The organism is Providencia sp. Me31A, assembly GCF_050487165.1.
Lineage (GTDB): Bacteria > Pseudomonadota > Gammaproteobacteria > Enterobacterales > Enterobacteriaceae > Providencia.
Genome location: NZ_JBKQGZ010000022.1, coordinates 47785 through 65050, shown reverse-complemented (window position 1 = coordinate 65050; position 17266 = coordinate 47785). Strand labels below are relative to the sequence as shown.

Annotated in this window: 13 protein-coding genes; 8 read left to right on the top strand and 5 right to left on the bottom strand. The window is 40.3% G+C overall.

All coding sequences use genetic code 11. The annotated features are described in order from the left end of the window. Position 1: 1 nt before the first annotated feature. Positions 2–838, bottom strand: coding sequence for a pilus assembly protein PilM (gene pilM / locus ACLPIE_RS17470; protein WP_430262988.1), 837 nt, complete (start codon positions 836–838; stop codon positions 2–4). Between the two features lie 115 nt (positions 839–953). Between pilM and mrcA the strand changes: the two genes are divergently transcribed. Then, on the top strand, positions 954–3470 hold the full coding sequence (gene mrcA / locus ACLPIE_RS17465; RefSeq protein WP_430262987.1) for a peptidoglycan glycosyltransferase/peptidoglycan DD-transpeptidase MrcA: 2517 nt from the start codon (positions 954–956) through the stop codon (positions 3468–3470). 152 nt (positions 3471–3622) lie between these two features. Here the strand turns inward: mrcA and nudE are convergent, their stop codons facing one another. Then, positions 3623–4174 carry an ADP compounds hydrolase NudE gene (gene nudE / locus ACLPIE_RS17460; protein WP_430262986.1) on the bottom strand — a complete coding sequence of 184 codons (552 nt, stop codon included), beginning with the start codon at positions 4172–4174 and terminating at the stop codon, positions 3623–3625. Between the two features lie 325 nt (positions 4175–4499). On the opposite strand from nudE, the gene ACLPIE_RS17455 reads away from it, so the two are divergent. The 4 genes from ACLPIE_RS17455 to pckA all read left to right on the top strand — a co-directional run bounded on the left by ACLPIE_RS17455 (position 4500) and on the right by pckA (position 9801). Next, entirely contained in the window at positions 4500–6593 is a 2094-nt protein-coding gene (locus ACLPIE_RS17455; RefSeq protein ID WP_430262985.1) for an IgaA/UmoB family intracellular growth attenuator, read from the top strand. Positions 6594–6657: 64 nt separating this feature from the next. Then, on the top strand, positions 6658–7071 hold the full coding sequence (hslR, locus tag ACLPIE_RS17450) for a ribosome-associated heat shock protein Hsp15 (protein ID WP_430262984.1): 414 nt from the start codon (positions 6658–6660) through the stop codon (positions 7069–7071). Positions 7072–7105: 34 nt separating this feature from the next. After that, positions 7106–7978 (top strand): Hsp33 family molecular chaperone HslO, encoded by an 873-nt coding sequence (gene hslO / locus ACLPIE_RS17445; protein WP_430262983.1) that lies wholly within the window; start codon positions 7106–7108, stop codon positions 7976–7978. Positions 7979–8181: 203 nt separating this feature from the next. Further along, positions 8182–9801, top strand: coding sequence for a phosphoenolpyruvate carboxykinase (ATP) (gene pckA / locus ACLPIE_RS17440; RefSeq protein ID WP_430262982.1), 1620 nt, complete (start codon positions 8182–8184; stop codon positions 9799–9801). Between the two features lie 64 nt (positions 9802–9865). Here pckA and ACLPIE_RS17435 read toward each other — a convergent pair whose 3' ends face one another. Continuing rightward, positions 9866–10564, bottom strand: a complete 699-nt coding sequence (locus tag ACLPIE_RS17435; RefSeq protein ID WP_430262981.1) for a pirin family protein — start codon at positions 10562–10564, stop codon at positions 9866–9868. 620 nt (positions 10565–11184) lie between these two features. Further along, positions 11185–12396 carry a BaiN/RdsA family NAD(P)/FAD-dependent oxidoreductase gene (locus tag ACLPIE_RS17430; RefSeq protein WP_430262980.1) on the bottom strand — a complete coding sequence of 404 codons (1212 nt, stop codon included), beginning with the start codon at positions 12394–12396 and terminating at the stop codon, positions 11185–11187. 376 nt (positions 12397–12772) lie between these two features. Between ACLPIE_RS17430 and pitA the strand changes: the two genes are divergently transcribed. Continuing rightward, positions 12773–14263 (top strand): inorganic phosphate transporter PitA, encoded by a 1491-nt coding sequence (gene pitA, locus ACLPIE_RS17425; RefSeq protein WP_430263007.1) that lies wholly within the window; start codon positions 12773–12775, stop codon positions 14261–14263. A gap of 147 nt (positions 14264–14410) precedes the next feature. Here the strand turns inward: pitA and uspB are convergent, their stop codons facing one another. After that, positions 14411–14746, bottom strand: coding sequence for a universal stress protein UspB (gene uspB, locus ACLPIE_RS17420; RefSeq protein WP_430262979.1), 336 nt, complete (start codon positions 14744–14746; stop codon positions 14411–14413). 450 nt (positions 14747–15196) lie between these two features. On the opposite strand from uspB, the gene uspA reads away from it, so the two are divergent. Both uspA and gdhA read left to right on the top strand, forming a co-directional pair. Then, a complete protein-coding gene (gene uspA, locus ACLPIE_RS17415) occupies positions 15197–15631 on the top strand; it encodes a universal stress protein UspA (RefSeq protein ID WP_430262978.1) in 435 nt (144 codons plus the stop codon). A 267-nt stretch (positions 15632–15898) separates the two neighbouring features. Further along, on the top strand, positions 15899–17233 hold the full coding sequence (gene gdhA, locus ACLPIE_RS17410) for an NADP-specific glutamate dehydrogenase (RefSeq protein ID WP_430262977.1): 1335 nt from the start codon (positions 15899–15901) through the stop codon (positions 17231–17233). The last annotated feature ends 33 nt before the right edge of the window (positions 17234–17266 follow it).

The window sequence follows — 17266 nt, the reverse complement described above, 5'->3', positions numbered from 1 at the left end:
ATTAAATATCTCCATGGCGTAATGCAAGCCCAGCGGCAATCACAAAATCCCCTAATTGGTGAGGAAGCTTGAGGTTGAGATGTTGAAAAGCTTGATATAATTCCCATTTTTGGGAGGTAGCATGGTCATGTATATTTTGATGATCGGAGATTAGGTAAATCGGTAGCTCAGCGGAAGTTTTGTCTTGACCTAGTATTAGTATTAATTGTGAAAGTGTTTTTATTTCATTATCTTGTAGATGGTTATAGTTGGCTGGTTGGCTAATTGGACCTGACCACAACCATTCTCCATGTCTGTAATGAACTAACCAGCATTCATCGGGTAAGCCTGCATGGCGAGCAGCGTAACGCAATGCAACAGGGGCGACATCAATAGCGATTAAATTAAAACCACTCTCGATGAAGAGGTTTTGCCAGAAGGATATTTCGGACTTACGAGCTCCATTAAAGTAAACTTGTTGGTTTATTATTCTATAATCAATGGTAAGTTCTTGAGCATGTATTGGGAAACGCTTTTCTGCTTGGGATTGTAAATACCAATCCAATTCAGGTTGTTGCAAATTGATTTGCTCAGGTAATGAAAATTGTTGTTTTAGTGTTCGAACAGCAGGTAATGCAATGGACGTGGTGCATTTTTTCGGTAATTTCTGACGCCATTGTACTAAGATATTCAGTATTCTTTTATACTGTTCATGGTCAGATTGATCGGTTATTTCGAAAGGTAATTGTTGTTGCCAGCATTCACATAGCGACCAGTATTTTTTTCGACATTTTGCTGCAACTAGTTGAATTTTATCTCGACAGAGATCGACCCCGATTTTCCATTTTGATGTATACATAGTTAATTTCCTTACCATTAACGAACAAATTACATTTTCTATTGGCTGTATAAGCTTTATACTATGTGTTAGTAATATCTAAACCCTCTTGTTATCCGAGCATGGGAATTTTCCGGTGAAGTTCGTAAAATACTTTTTTATTCTTATTTTCTGTTGCATTTTTTTGGGAACCGCCTCGATTTATGGCATGTATAAATATGTCGAAGGTGAGTTACCTGACGTTGCAACAATGAAAGATATTCGTCTGCAAATTCCAATGCAGGTATACAGTGCTGATAATGAACTGATTGCTCAATATGGCGAAAAACGTCGTATTCCATTACCACTGTCAGAAATCCCTCCCTTGATGGTGAAGGCCTTTATTGCGACGGAAGATAGCCGTTTTTATGATCATCATGGTATTGATCCTATTGGTATTGTTCGTGCAGTTTCTGTCATGGCATCATCAGGCCATGCTTCTCAAGGGGCGAGTACCATTACTCAGCAATTAGCGAGAAACTTTTATCTCAGTCCTGAGAAAACCTTAATGCGTAAAGCTAAAGAAGCGTTTTTAGCTATCCGGATTGAGCAAATTTTCACCAAGGATGAAATCATGGAGTTGTACCTAAATAAAATTTATTTAGGTAACCGTGCTTATGGTGTCGGTGCGGCAGCGTATGTGTATTTTGGTAAAACGGTGGACGAGTTGACGTTGAGTGAAATCGCGATGATTGCGGGTTTACCGAAGGCGCCTTCCACATTTAACCCTCTATATTCTTATGATCGTGCTGTGAATCGTCGTAATGTTGTTCTTACCCGTATGTTAGAAGAAAAATACATTACACAAGACCAGTACGAACAGGCGAGAAATGAAAAAATCGTTGCATCTTACCATGCTCCAAAAATCGATTTTTCTGCGCCCTATCTTGCGGAGATGGCTCGACAAACACTGTATGACAAATACGGTGAAGATGCTTATACCGATGGATATAAAGTCTATACGACGGTGATCCGTAAAGATCAGGAAGCGGCAACAACAGCGGTTCGTAATAATTTAATCGATTATGATACTCGACATGGTTATCGTGGCCCAACGGAAGTCCTGTGGAAGCCGACTGAAGTGGCGTGGACTTCAGAGAAAATCATTGAAAAATTAAAAAAAATGCCAGTTTATGGGCCTTTAATGCCAGCAGTTGTAGTTTCTGCAACGGGGACTGATGCTCAGGTGATGTTGGCAGATGGTTCACAAATCTCAATAACGATGACTGGCGTTCGCTGGGCGCGTAAATTTATATCGGACACTCAGCAAGGTGCATCCCCTAGAGCGGTTAATGCCGTCGTTCAAGCAGGTGAGCAAATTTGGGTGCGTAAAGTTAAAGATAATTGGTGGTTAGGGCAAGTACCGGATGTAAATGCGGCATTTGTTGCATTAAATCCTAATGATGGCGCCATTATTGCGTTGGTTGGTGGGTTCGATTTTAATATGAGCGAATTCAACCGAGTAACCCAATCTTTGCGTCAGGTCGGTTCGAATATTAAGCCTTTTCTTTATACTGCGGCAATGGACAAAGGTTTAACGTTGTCATCGCTGTTAAATGATGTCCCTATTAGTCGTTGGGATGCAGGAGCAGGCTCTGATTGGCGCCCTAAAAATTCCCCAGCACGCTATGATGGCCCTATCCGTTTGCGTCAAGGTTTAGGCCAGTCGAAGAACGTCGTGATGGTTCGTGCGATGAGAGCGATGGGCGTTGATTATGCGGCTGATTACTTAACTCGTTTTGGTTTCCCACCTGAAAATATCAACCGCACAGAGGCATTAGCGTTGGGGGCCCCATCATTTACACCAATGCAGATGGTTCGTGGTTATGCGGTAATGGTAAATGGTGGGTACCTCGTTGACCCATATTATATTTTGAAGATTGAAAATCATAATGATGAAGTCATTTTTGAGGCGAAACCTAAGCTGGCATGCCCTGATTGTACAAATATCCCAGTGATTTACGGCGAAACTGAGCGTACGATTGCGCTGAGAGGAATTGATGATGAATCCGTCGAAGAAGTCACTCAGTCGGCTAATGATGCATCGATACAAGAGCCTACAATGGAGTTAGCGATGACGTCAGATACTGACGCTAATTCTGATGAGCAATATGCGCCTCATGTGATTAGTACGCCGCTTGCGTTTTTAATTAGGGATGCAATGGTGACAAATATTTATGGTGAGCCGGGTTGGTCTGGAACCGGTTGGCGTGCAGCAAGAGACCTAGGTGGCCGACGTGATATTGGTGGTAAAACAGGAACCACCAATAGTTCAAAAGATGCTTGGTTTTCCGGTTATGGTCCTGATGTGGTCGCATCTGCTTGGATAGGCTTTGATGATAATAGGCGAACGTTAGGTCGCGGAGAAGCAGGAGCCAAGAGCGCTCAACCAATGTGGGATGATTTTATGAAATCGATCTTAGATGGTGTGCCTGTAAAAATGATGAAGCCACCGAAGGGGATCATCTCTGTTTCAATCGATAGTCAAACAGGTAAATTAGGTTCTTCTCGTAAAGAGTACTTTATTGAAGGCACTGAGCCGAAGGAACATGCTGTTCAAGAGGTTGGAACTACCATATCAACGGAAGGTGGTGCTAGCCAAGAATTGTTCTAGGGTTATCAAAAATTCAAGCAGTTACGTTACCCCATGGCTCATATGAGCATGGGGTATTTTCTTTGTAGGGCAGTGTAAAAATATAAAAATGTTGCTTATCACTGTGAAGAATGGAGATACCAAAACACGTTATTTATATGGAGTACGTATTTCTAATTACGACTTTTTAGGTAACGTTCTAAGTAGAAAAGTGCGCTAATATTCCTTGCTTCGTTGAAATCTGGGTGTTCCAGCAATTCCATCATTTGTGAGATAGGCCATCTAATCTGTTGTAATGGTTCGGGTTCATCACCTTCAAGCTTCTCACTGTACAGGTCTTGCGCGACAAGAATATTCATTTTACTCGAAAAGTAAGATGGCGACATAGTGAGCTTTGCGAGTTGGGTAATCTGTTTGGCACCATAACCGATTTCCTCTTTGAGCTCACGCTGTGCTGCTTCTAGGGCGATTTCACCAGGGTCGATGGCACCTTTTGGGAAACCTAACTCATAGTTTTCAATTCCAACAGCGTATTCGCGTATTAGGATTAAACTATCGTCCATAATGGGTACAATAAGAACGGCTTCACGTTTTGCTGGGCGCATTCTTTCATAGACTCGTTTTTCACCGTTGCTAAATTCGAGATCAACTGACTGGATGTTGAATAATTTTGATTGAGCAACATCTTGAATATTCAAGATTTTAGGTTTTTTTAGCTCTGTCATAACGGTTTCCGAACAGGATGAGTGAAATCTATTGCTAAAAGCATGTTTCGTTTAATTATGGTGGCGCTTTTACTCGGTATTGCCTGTATTTTGGCATCATCATATAACTATGACCTATATCAAAAAAAAATGATAGATATTATAGAGTAGATAAAATGCTGTTAGTATAATCATCACTCAAATACAGCACAGAAGAGTAAACAAAGAATTTTTTACAACATATTGTAATTTAAAATAAAAACGATAAATAGAATAGGAATTGACTTATTTTGAGAAAGCAGCAGGGTTGCTATGCTTTTCTTATTCATTTTTCACTGGGGATGTAATGTTAAACCATGTCATTATAACGGCTATAATTGTTATTAGTCTAACTATAATGGCTTCCTTCCTATATTTCAGGCGGGGGCGGCATTCTGGTGTCTATCAGATACCTTCTGTAGCATCCCCCTCGTTTAGAAAAATGATTGATTCAGATTACCAAACAATATCTCAGTATTTAAATTATTGCTCTTCTGCATCAATAAATCCCTCTTCGCATCCTTGGCAAATTAAAAAAAACTCGACCATCGCGACAATTTGTCATTCACTGACGCGTTTTAATTTACGCCAAGAGCAAGGGAGTTGCTGGCGTTATTTTATTGATACTATTGAAGTTCAATTACCATCACAACTTGAACCTTTTCTACAACGCCAAAATGTGATGGAAATTGTGGATACAGACCATTTGCCATTGATTATCTCAATAAATAGTCATTCTTTAAGGGATTTTAGCAATGAATGGCAAGCTGATCAGGTATTAGATACTATTTTGCCTGAGGCTGCTATCCAAGAACGTGGGCAACAAAATATTGAGTTTTTAAGCGTACGCAAAGAAACCTTAGAAGAACATCGCCTACATAATTCAACAGGCTGGCTCGGTGCCGTTATTGTCTGTCTAAGTTTTTTGTTTGGTTATTTAACACTAATTTCTATTCCTTTACTACAGGAGTGGGGACTAGTCATTACATTGGCCTCTTTTATCGTTGGCTTGATTGTTCTATTTCGCTCAAAAATGTTTCCTCGGAAATACCAGGATATCCAGTGTATCTATGGGCAGCCGAAGCGCTGGGAACTGTATGGTGAGCTGGATAAAAAACACTCAACCAATGTCTCGGTTGGCGGTGTTGATCTACATTATCCTGCGCATTGGGAAAATTATTTAAAATATGAGTCAAACCAACCAGTTAACATTGATTTTTATGCATCGGGTGAGGTTGTAAGACATGGTAAATACCTTTCCTTGGATGAAGAAGAACGTTATTACCCCTATCGACGCTTCAACAAAAATATTTTAATGTTAATTGGCGCTTTATTTGTCGTTGCGTTAGTTTTTTCATACCAATCAATGAGTTTACCTATAAAGCTAGGGTTTGCATGGATTGGCGGTACAGAGAAAATTATGACCGATAATCCAAGTGATTTGGCGTCTCATCAGCTGAAGGTTGGTTATAAGTTGGTTGTCCAAGGGAAGGGGATGTGTTACCGACCGCCTAATCTGAATAAGGAAAACCAAGCGCAGTTTGTGCCGTTTGATTGTTCTGGTATTTATTGGAACAATATCAGTCTATTAACCGAGCCTCAGTCTGAGGTTGTTGAACAGTCAATTTCGTTACTTAATACGGTTAAACGCCAACTGCATCCAGATAAAAATACAGTGGGTGTAAATCCTAGGTTGCAGCGCGATATCATGAAGTCAGGGATGAATATTATCTTTGATTTTTCTTCTATTATTATGGAAACCGAGCAACTGTGTCGCACTTCGGATAACTGCATAAAACTAAAAAGTGCGCTAACAAATCTAGGCAGTACAGAAGATTGGCCTACGTTAGTCAGTAAAGCCTCTGCAGGGAAATTAAGCGGGGCTCATGTTTTATTGCGTGCAGGGAGTGCTGAGGCCTTGGAAAACATCGTTGAAGACACCACATATAATTTTATCAAGACAGAAATTGAGAAAGAAGTACGTAAAATTAATAGCCCACCACCGGGAGGGGTTTTATTAATTAGTGATGAAAATAAACCATTAGTGGATTGGAACTCAGGTTCTTCTTTTAATGAACTATCGCAATTACAGCGCTGGTTCGAGCTTCAGCGGTTATCAAGCCTTGTGATTAATATGCCATTTAATATTGAAGGCATCATCACCAGCGTATCTGTTGATGCAAATGGTACGCTGCATATTGTGCTACATGAAGAGCCTGATGCAACGATTGTATCCCGGTATGTAAGTAGTTCACTTTTTGTTCTATTTTTGATGGCTTGTGTGCTGTTAAATGGTTCACTGATTGTGCTGCGTGTTTTGAATAATAAAAAGCGCCTACGTAATATTACTGAATATTATGATAAATGCTTTGAGGTAAACCCTCCTTCCTCTCGTCGATAGCATTATCCTGAAAGTAGTGGGAGCCTCATTTTAGTTTGATTCAGACTTACTGTGAGGAGACACTATGAGTCAATCTACCGTAGAATCTGTTCGCCTCGATAAGTGGCTATGGGCTGCGCGATTTTATAAAACGCGCTCTATTGCTCGTGAGATGATTGATGGTGGTAAAGTTCATTACAATGGGCAAAGAACAAAGCCCGGAAAAATTGTTGAGTTGCAGGCAACGGTAAAGCTTCGTCAAGGCAGTGATGAACGAACGGTTGAAATTATTCAAATCACTAGTCAACGTAGGGGCGCACCAGAAGCCCAGTTATTGTACCGTGAGACGACAGAAAGTATCAGCCAGCGGGAGAAATTGGCGCAAGCGCGTAAGATGAACGCATTAACAATGCCACATCCAGAGAGGCGCCCAGATAAAAAAGAACGGCGAACTCTGTTAAAGTTTAAACAAGCAAATTCTCATCAGTCGTCTGAATGACGGCTTGAGCAACAGCCGAGTATAGAGAGACATTATGGCCAAACAAGACTTACTCCACCGTTTTTTATTTGAACAGCATTCTGTTCGTGGAGAAATGATTAGCGTTGATGAAACCTTTGAACATATTTTAGAAAATCATGATTATCCCGTAGCAGTAAAAGGACTGTTGGGAGAATTATTAGTTGCAACAAGTTTACTAACCGCAACATTAAAGTTTGATGGTGATATCACAGTCCAAATTCAAGGTGATGGCCCCGTTAAGATGGCGGTGATCAATGGTAATAACTTACAGCAAATGCGCGGTGTAGCTCGTGTTGATGGCCCAGTTGTTACGGGGAGTACATTGAAGCAGATGATTGGTAATGGCTTTATCGTGATTACTATTACGCCAAACCAAGGTGAACGTTATCAGGGGATAGTGGCGATTGAAGGGGATTCTATCGAAGAAAGTATCGATGCTTACTTCCGCCAATCTGAGCAATTACCGACACGTTTATTCATTCGTGTTGGTGAAGTCGATGGAAAAGCAACAGCGGGTGGCATGTTGTTGCAAGTTCTGCCTGCGGCGGATGAAACAAGCCATGATATTTTCGATCACTTGGTGCAACTGACGGCGACGATCAAAGGCCAGGAGTTGAGTAAATTAGATGTGAAAGAAGTTTTGCATCGTCTATATCATGAAGAAGATGTCACGTTATATGACCCACAATCTGTTGAGTTTCGTTGCACTTGCTCAAGGGAACGTTGTGAAAGTACTCTTGCAACTTTACCTCATGAAGATGTTATCGATATTTTGCATAAAGATGGGAAAATTGATATGGAATGTGAATATTGTGGCTCACATTATGTATTTATTGAATCCGATCTTGAAGGGTTAAATAATGAGCGTAATCAGCAACTTCACTGATACGATTTAGCAACCTAATTATGTGACGAGGGTGCAATTCTGCACCTTTTTTTTATAATTTTAAAGCATTATTACGTGCTCTAAGTCTCATTATGAATTAAAAAAAATTATACATTTTCAATTCTTTGATAGCAATCGCTGTTAATTAGTCGTAAAGAATTATGATCATCCGCAGATTAATTATGTTTACCAGGAGCAATATAATGAGCGCTAAAAGCATTACCATAAAGGAACTTGAAAAGTACGGTATTCATGATGTAGCTGAAGTGGTTTATAACCCAAGTTACGAGCTGTTATTCACGGAAGAAACAAAGCCAGAACTTGAGGGTTATGAACGAGGTACGGTGACCACATTAGGTGCTGTTGCGGTTGATACAGGTATTTTTACTGGTCGTTCGCCAAAAGATAAATATATCGTTCGTGATGATGTCACTCGCGATACCGTTTGGTGGGCTGACCAAGGTAAAGGTAAAAATGACAATAAACCGATGTCACAAGAAGTTTGGGCTGACCTCAAACATTTAGTGACAGAGCAATTGTCAGGTAAACGTTTGTTTATCATTGATGCATTCTGTGGTGCTAACGCAGATACACGTTTGAAAGTGCGTTTTATCACCGAAGTTGCATGGCAAGCTCATTTCGTGAAAAACATGTTCATTCGTCCATCTGATGAAGAGTTGGTGGGTTTTGAACCCGATTTCATTGTGATGAACGGCGCAAAATGCACTAACCCGAATTGGAAAGCACAAGGCTTGAATTCAGAAAACTTTGTGGCGTTTAACCTGACAGAACGTATGCAGCTGATCGGTGGTTCTTGGTACGGCGGTGAAATGAAAAAAGGGATGTTCTCAATGATGAACTACCTTCTGCCGCTGAAAGGTATCGCATCAATGCACTGCTCAGCTAACGTGGGCGAAAAAGGGGATGTGGCCATTTTCTTTGGATTATCGGGTACGGGTAAAACAACGCTGTCGACAGATCCAAAACGTAAGTTAATTGGTGATGATGAGCACGGTTGGGATGATGACGGTGTGTTCAACTTTGAAGGTGGTTGCTATGCGAAAACAATCAACCTATCTAAAGAAGCTGAGCCAGACATCTATGGTGCCATCAAACGTGATGCATTACTTGAAAACGTGATGGTATTGGCAGATGGTTCTGTTGATTTCAATGATGGCTCGAAAACGGAAAATACCCGTGTTTCTTACCCAATCTATCACATTGAAAATATCGTAAAACCAGTGTCTAAAGCAGGCCATGCAACAAAAGTTATTTTCTTAACTGCGGATGCATTTGGTGTGTTACCACCCGTTTCTCGTTTAACGCCTGAGCAGACGCAATATCACTTCCTGTCAGGCTTTACTGCGAAACTCGCTGGTACAGAGCGTGGTGTTACTGAACCGACACCAACCTTCTCTGCCTGCTTTGGCGCCGCATTCTTATCACTGCATCCAACACAATATGCAGAAGTATTAGTTAAACGTATGGAAGCAGTAGGTGCGAAAGCCTATTTAGTGAACACTGGCTGGAACGGTACTGGTAAACGTATTTCTATTAAAGATACTCGTGCTATCATCGATGCAATCTTAAGTGGTGATATCGAGAAAGCTGATATGATCAAGCTGCCTGTATTTGATCTAGAAGTCCCAACAGCACTACCCGGTGTGGATACAAATATTCTTGATCCACGTAATACTTATGCAGATAAAGCACAATGGGATGAAAAAGCGAAAGATTTAGCGGATCGTTTCGTGAAAAACTTTGATAAATACACTGACACCCCAGCGGGTGAGGCTTTAGTTAAAGCAGGTCCAAAACTGTAATTATCTCCGCGAGTAACGCATAGAAAAGGCTCTATTTAGTAGAGCCTTTATTGTGAAAAAAGGGTTATTCTGTCGCTGGTAAATCGAACAGCAGGATTTCGCTGCTTTCATCAGCCTTAATGTTGAGGCTGTTTTCTCGCCAAATAGCGAGACCATCGCTGGAAGTGGCTTTATGTCCATTCACTTCAATAGAGCCTTTGACAACTTGGACCCACACGACTCGTTTTTCTGCGATGGTATGTGTCTGTGCTTGATTTGTAGGTAGTGCCCAGCGCCAGAGCTCCATATCTTGATAAACCTTTAATGAGCCATTTCGTGCGTCTGGTGATAAAACTAATTGCTTGGCATCTGTTGAATCAAAACGTTTTTGCTCATAACGAGGTTTAATCCCTGTTTTTTCAGGAACGATCCAAATTTGATACAAATGTAATTCTTCTTCATTACTTGGATTGTATTCAGAGTGGCGAATACCTGTCCCTGCACTCATGATTTGGAATTCCCCTGCTGGAATTTGCTCCATGTTGCCCATGCTGTCTTTATGTTCGACTGTACCATTTAGCACATAGGTTAATATTTCCATATCATTATGAGGGTGAGTACCAAATCCTTGTCCAGCAGCAATAAAGTCTTCATTGATCACTCGTAGCGCTGAAAAGCCCATAAATTGCTCATCATAATAGCTAGCGAATGAAAAGGTATGCCAACTGTCGAGCCAGCCATGGTTAGCATGACCACGTTCATTTGCTTTGCGTAAATAGATCATTGTGTTATCTCCTTAAGGGAGTTCAACGTTGGCTAAACTCGCTATAAAATGTATTGCTGATAGTTTAGCCAATTTATGTACTGAGAAAAGTAGCCGCTATTAACCATAGGTTTCAAAAAATTTGAATAAGTTTGATTCGGTTAGTGAGAAACACCAATGAGTAGGGGGAAATACAAAAATAGTTATTGGGATATCTAGTGGATAATTAGATAAAAAATAGCCAGCGCAAGGCTGGCTAAAGTAAACACTGGAAGCAATGTGAGCAATGTCGTACTTCCCAAAAAATGGTGACTAAGTAACCATATCGAGGAAGTGATGATAATGATAATAGTTATCACTATCGTTTGTAAAGCATTATTTTTGACCAAAAGAATATAACTTATAATTAATAACGCAATTATATGATTTATATGAGATTAAAATTTTAACCATTATTTTTCAATGGATTAAATAATTTTAGTGCCTAAAAAAGCCTGCTTTTTATATGGAATATATAAAAATTCGTAGGCTTTTAGTAGATTTATAGTGAGCTCGCTCTCTTAAGGTTAGAAACACGAGTAAGTCATGTATTGCTAAACAATGAGAGGAAAAAGACTTACTAAATTTATTTGGTAAGATCATTAGTCATTCTGTTGCACTAAAATCTGAGGCAGGCTTTCAGCACATGCCGCGGCAGAACTCCACGCCCACTGGAAGTTATAACCCCCAAGCCAACCAGTCACATCCACGACTTCGCCAATAAAATATAACCCACTTATCTTTTGTGATTCCATCGTTTTGGAGGAAATTTCATGGGTATCTACTCCACCCAGTGTCACTTCAGCAGTACGGTATCCCTCTGTTCCATTTGGCTGTACTTGCCATTGATGTAATGTGTCATGTAAGTGTTCAAGTTGTGGATGATTCAATTGTTTAAGGGCACATTCTGGAATTTGGCCTTGTTCTTGGAATACTTCGACGAGTCGCCTAGGTAATAATTTTGCTAGAGTGTTTTTAAGCGATTGATTTGGATGCTGTTGTTTTTCATTGGCTAAGAATTCGGTAATAGATAGGTTAGGAAGTAAGTTAATGCTTACATACTCTCCTGGGTTCCAGTAACTCGAAATTTGCAAAATTGCAGGTCCAGATAGGCCACGATGGGTAAACAGAATATTTTCTTTAAATAGTGTGCCATCCGCCGAGGTGACTGTGGCCGGGACTGAAACTCCAGAAAGCACCTGCAATGATTCCAATAAAGGTTTATGCAAAGTAAAGGGAACTAGTGCTGCACGAGTAGGGATAATGGTATGGCCAAATTGTTCTGCAAGACGATAACCAATAGGAGTGGCACCTAAACCTGGCATAGATAGACCCCCTGTCGCAATTACAAGTGAGTGAGTGCACACTTTGATTCCATTTGCTGTAATTAAAAATCCATCGGCTGTTTTCTCTACTTCGGTCACTTCATTGCGTAGTTTGATGGTGATATTCGGCAAACTACATTCATTTTCCAACATATCGACAATCTCTTGAGCACTATTATCACAAAAAAGCTGCCCTAACGTTTTTTCATGATAAGGGATATTATATTTAGCCACTAAGGCGATAAAATCCCATTGTGTATAGCGAGCAAGTGCTGACTTACAAAAGTGTGGGTTCGTAGAAATGTAATTGCTGTGTTCTGCATACAGATTTGTGAAATTGCATCGTCCACCACCGGACATCAATATTTTTCTGCCTAATTTTTTCCCGTTATCAATCACTAGCGTCTTTAAACCGCGTTTGCCAGCGAGTGAGGCACAAAATAAACCTGCTGCGCCAGCACCTAAAATAATAACATCGAAATTTTTCACAATAAGTATCTCTATATATATTTGATTTTAAGCATAATTACATTGATAACGGGGATATTTTACGTCATCTCATCGAGATTGTAATGTAAAGCTTTGAGGAAGAACTGATGAAAACTATACTAGACGTATTATAATTAGAGAAATTCGACTAAAAAAAAGCAAATAATGATTATTTTCTGGAAATATCGTTAAAAAGTTACAAAAATTCAGAATAAGTTTGATTTATTTAATCTATTGATAAATATGGAGTAATTACTATGAGGTACTTTTTTGATGAGTAGCTAAATCAAAAAAAGGTTAGATTTTGCTTCCACCGCCAGCGTTTGTCACTGATAATGCGCCGCGTTCATGTCCAACATATAATGGCTTAACGTCTATGCTACATCTTTTTACAGGTTTAGAATTTCATACAGGTCTATTACTAGTTCTAGCACTGTTATTTGTGCTGTTCTATGAGGCTATAAATGGCTTCCATGACACCGCTAACGCGGTAGCAACGGTTATTTATACCAGAGCAATGCGAGCTCAGTTTGCAGTTGTCATGGCAGGGGTTTTTAACTTTTTTGGTGTATTGCTGGGAGGGTTGAGCGTTGCATACGCGATAGTTCATCTCTTGCCAACAGACCTTTTGCTTAATGTGAGCTCAGCTCACGGCCTTGCAATGGTGTTTTCATTGCTCTTGGCTGCAATTATTTGGAACCTTGGAACTTGGTACTTAGGTATTCCTGCTTCCAGTTCTCATACACTGATTGGCGCTATCATCGGGGTTGGTTTAACCAACGCGGTTGTGACTGATTCATCAGTGGTTGACGCCTTGAATATACCGAAAATGATCAGTATTTTCATGTCGCTCATTTTGTCTCCCGCTATTGGTTTTGTGATTGCTGGCTTAATGATTTTCTTTTTACGTCGCTATTGGAGTGGCACAAAGAAACGCCGCCGTATCCACTTAACTCCAGCGGAACGTGAGAAAAAAGATGGTAAGCGTAAGCCGCCATTTTGGACTCGTACGGCGCTGATCTTATCAGCCGTAGGTGTCAGTTTCTCTCATGGTGCGAACGATGGGCAAAAAGGCATCGGTCTTATCATGCTGGTATTAATTGGTGTTGCGCCAGCAGGCTTCGTCATGAACATGAATTCAAACGGTTATGATATCGCGAGAACTCATGATGCCGTTGTCCATCTGCAACAATACTATGAAACACATAAACCAGCGTTAAATCATGCAATAGAAAATACCCCAGCAGTCGCTGAAAATAGCGATGGGACAGATGGTGAGTTTCACTGTGATAGCTCTCGTACCGGTGCTATTTTGAACCAAGCACAGACCATGCTTAATGGTATTCAAAGCTACGAAGAGCTAACACCCGATCAACGCAACCATGCGCGCCGTTTGCTGATGTGTATTTCTGATACTGCAAATGCAGTAGCGAAATTGCCAGAAACAAGCTCAAAAGATGCTACCTTACTGAAAAAACTGAGCAATGACCTATTGTATACCGTTGAATATGCACCTCTTTGGATCATTGTTGCGGTGGCACTTGCATTATCGTTAGGTACCATGTTTGGTTGGCAGCGTGTTGCGGTGACCATCGGTGAGAAGATTGGTAAAAAAGGTATGACCTATGCGCAGGGGGTTTCTGCTCAGGTTACAGCCGCAGTATCAATTGGTGTTGCGAGTTATACAGGGATGCCTGTCTCAACGACTCAGGTTCTATCTTCAGCGGTTGCGGGAACCATGGTAGTTGATGGGGGAGGGGTACAAACTAAAACCATCAAGAGCATTGCTCTAGCTTGGTTATTAACGTTACCTGTCTCCATTGTATTATCTGGTGGACTGTATTGGTTATCACTGCTGTTTATCTAAACATATTTAGCTTGGGCTCCATGTGCTGTTATGGAGCCTTTAAAAGTTATATGAACGCAATTATATCCATATAAAAATAGTGATGATCATTTGGTCATCACTATTTTTTTATCATTAAAGAACGTCACGGTTCTTTGTGCGATGAGTCTAGCTGGTCATCAATAAATACACTAAGCTGACAATAACTAGGATGCTAAGTCTGCTTATCAGAATGAATTGTTTGCGAATTCTTTCGCAACGTGTAATGACTTCAGGGTCATAATGGTCAAGGTACTGCTTATTGTTAATGTAGCTAACTAATCGTAATTGTTTATTTAGCTGGCCATGAGTTGTGAAAAAACCATTACCATCGACAGACTGGTAGAGAAGAGGATCAGAATCCCTCAGAATAAATAATAAAACGCGAATCGAAGAAAAGTACCGCATCATATTCAAGATGCACAAAATGCATAATGCCCAAAACAATGCAATCATACTGAACATAATCCCCTCCGTAGAACTTAGCTCAAGTCCACAGCAACTGTTACAAAGGAAAGACAGCAGGAATATTGTATTTATACTCAGTTATTTCATTGTAAGATAAATTTCTGCTTAAAAAAAGTGCAATCATGACAAAATTGTGATTACTAGTTGTTTGTATTGAGTAAATATCAAATAACTGATGAATTTAGTTGACTCTTTTTAAGACACTATCATGTGGTTTTAAGGATGCTTGGGTTAATCTCTAATTCAAATTGTGTAGGCAAATATATTAATATTGAATCAATGATGTTATTGTTTTATAAAATGTTATATGTACTCGCGATTTTAAGGTTAATCTGCTTAGATGTGATCAAAGCAACACCTAATTATCACAATTAGCAGGTATAGTATTCATAAAGATGTGGTGTAGGCATAACCACTCGATAATCAGCATTTGGAAGGAGTTTACTTATGGCTTATAAACATATTCTTGTTGCGGTAGATCTATCACCTGAAAGTAAAGTATTACTGGATAAGGCTGTCTCTATGGCAAAACCTTATGGGGCCAAAGTATCCATGATCCATGTTGATGTTAACTATTCAGACCTTTACACCGGTCTTATTGATGTCAATCTTGGTGACATGCAGCAGCGTATTACTGATGAAACGCGTAACGCTTTGAAAGATTTGTCTGCGGGTGCAGGTTATGACATTCAAGAAACCCTTAGTGGCAGTGGCGATTTAGGTCAAGTATTGGTTGATGCTATCAAAAAATATGATATGGACTTAGTCGTTTGTGGCCATCACCAAGATTTCTGGAGTAAATTAATGTCATCCGCACGCCAGCTAATCAATACAGTTCATGTGGATATGTTGATTGTGCCATTAAATGACGAAGAAGAATAATCTACATCATTAAGTCTGAAAAATTATTCACTAAAAACGCTTGCTTATGCAGGCGTTTTTTTTGTTTCAAAATATGTACTTTCAGGAGGATATTGGTAGGTCAAGCAATTTTTTTTGCATTACAGTGAAAAAAAACCTTGAATTTAGAATACAAACTAATGATATATTCAATAGGCAAACACAAATCAACCTCACATTTTCTAAAAATAATGATAAGAAAGAGTGAGGCACATCACAACAACTACATGTTAAAAAAGGAAGACATAGATGACACAATCACTATCTTCGTTCTTGGAGTCTGTCCAAAAAAGAGATCCATCACAGCCTGAATTCCTACAAGCTGTACGTGAAGTATTCACTTCGCTTTGGCCTTTCTTAGAGCAAAATGCAAAATACCGTGACCAAGCACTACTTGAGCGCTTTGTTGAGCCAGAGCGCGTTATTCAATTTCGTGTTTGTTGGGTTGATGACCAAGGCAAAGTACAAGTAAACCGTGCTTGGCGTGTGCAGTTCAGTTCAGCAATCGGCCCTTTCAAAGGTGGGATGCGTTTTCACCCATCCGTCAACTTGTCCATTTTGAAATTTCTAGGATTCGAACAAACATTGAAAAATGCACTGACAACATTGCCGATGGGTGGTGGTAAAGGTGGTTCTGATTTTGATCCTAAAGGGAAAAGCAATGGTGAAGTTATGCGTTTCTGCCAAGCGTTGATGACAGAACTATACCGTCATATTGGCTCAAACACTGACGTACCTGCGGGTGATATCGGTGTGGGCGGGCGTGAAGTTGGCTTTATGACAGGGATGATGAAAAAATTATCAAATGACACTTCTTGTGTATTTACAGGTAAAGGCTTGTCATTCGGTGGTAGTTTAATTCGCCCAGAAGCTACGGGTTACGGTTTAGTGTATTTCACCAATGCGATGTTGCAACGTCATGGCTTAAGCTTTGATGGGATGCGTGTTGCGGTTTCAGGCTCAGGTAACGTTGCACAATATACCATTGAAAAATGTATGGAATTGGGCGCTAAAGTGGTTACCGCTTCTGATTCAAGTGGTACAGTCGTTGATGAAGCTGGCTTTACAGCAGAGAAATTAGCTCGCTTAGAAGAAATCAAAAATAACTATGGTCGCATTGAAGAATATGCGAAAGAGTTCGGTTTAACTTATTTAGCGGGCCAGCAGCCATGGAATGTTCCTGTTGATATTGCGTTGCCATGTGCAACACAAAATGAGCTGGATGTTGAAGCTGCAAAAGTCCTGATCAAAAACGGTGTTAAAGCGGTCGCAGAAGGGGCTAACATGCCAACCACGATTCCTGCAACAGAGCTGTTCCTTGAGGCGGGTGTTTTATTTGCACCAGGTAAAGCGGCTAACGCAGGTGGTGTTGCGACTTCTGGTTTAGAAATGGCGCAGAATGCGGCTAGGTTAGGCTGGAAAGCGGAAAAAGTTGATGCGCGTTTACATCACATTATGTTGGACATTCACCACCACTGTGTTGAGTTTGGTGGCGAAGGAAAACAAACTAACTATGTTCAAGGTGCTAACATCGCAGGCTTCGTGAAAGTCGCAGATGCAATGCTTGGGCAGGGTGTGTTGTAATTCTCTGACCTCAAAAACGTACGCGAAAGGGCG

Bases quoted from the DNA above. Each gene is read 5' to 3' on its own strand.
- pilM (WP_430262988.1), bottom strand. From the start codon at position 838: ATGTATACATCAAAATGGAAAATCGGGGTCGATCTCTGTCGAGATAAA.
- nudE (WP_430262986.1), bottom strand. From the start codon at position 4,174: ATGACAGAGCTAAAAAAACCTAAAATCTTGAATATTCAAGATGTTGCT.
- ACLPIE_RS17455 (WP_430262985.1), top strand. From the start codon at position 4,500: ATGTTAAACCATGTCATTATAACGGCTATAATTGTTATTAGTCTAACT.
- hslR (WP_430262984.1), top strand. From the start codon at position 6,658: ATGAGTCAATCTACCGTAGAATCTGTTCGCCTCGATAAGTGGCTATGG.
- hslO (WP_430262983.1), top strand. From the start codon at position 7,106: ATGGCCAAACAAGACTTACTCCACCGTTTTTTATTTGAACAGCATTCT.
- pckA (WP_430262982.1), top strand. From the start codon at position 8,182: ATGAGCGCTAAAAGCATTACCATAAAGGAACTTGAAAAGTACGGTATT.
- ACLPIE_RS17435 (WP_430262981.1), bottom strand. From the start codon at position 10,564: ATGATCTATTTACGCAAAGCAAATGAACGTGGTCATGCTAACCATGGC.
- pitA (WP_430263007.1), top strand. From the start codon at position 12,773: ATGCTACATCTTTTTACAGGTTTAGAATTTCATACAGGTCTATTACTA.
- uspB (WP_430262979.1), bottom strand. From the start codon at position 14,746: ATGTTCAGTATGATTGCATTGTTTTGGGCATTATGCATTTTGTGCATC.
- uspA (WP_430262978.1), top strand. From the start codon at position 15,197: ATGGCTTATAAACATATTCTTGTTGCGGTAGATCTATCACCTGAAAGT.
- gdhA (WP_430262977.1), top strand. From the start codon at position 15,899: ATGACACAATCACTATCTTCGTTCTTGGAGTCTGTCCAAAAAAGAGAT.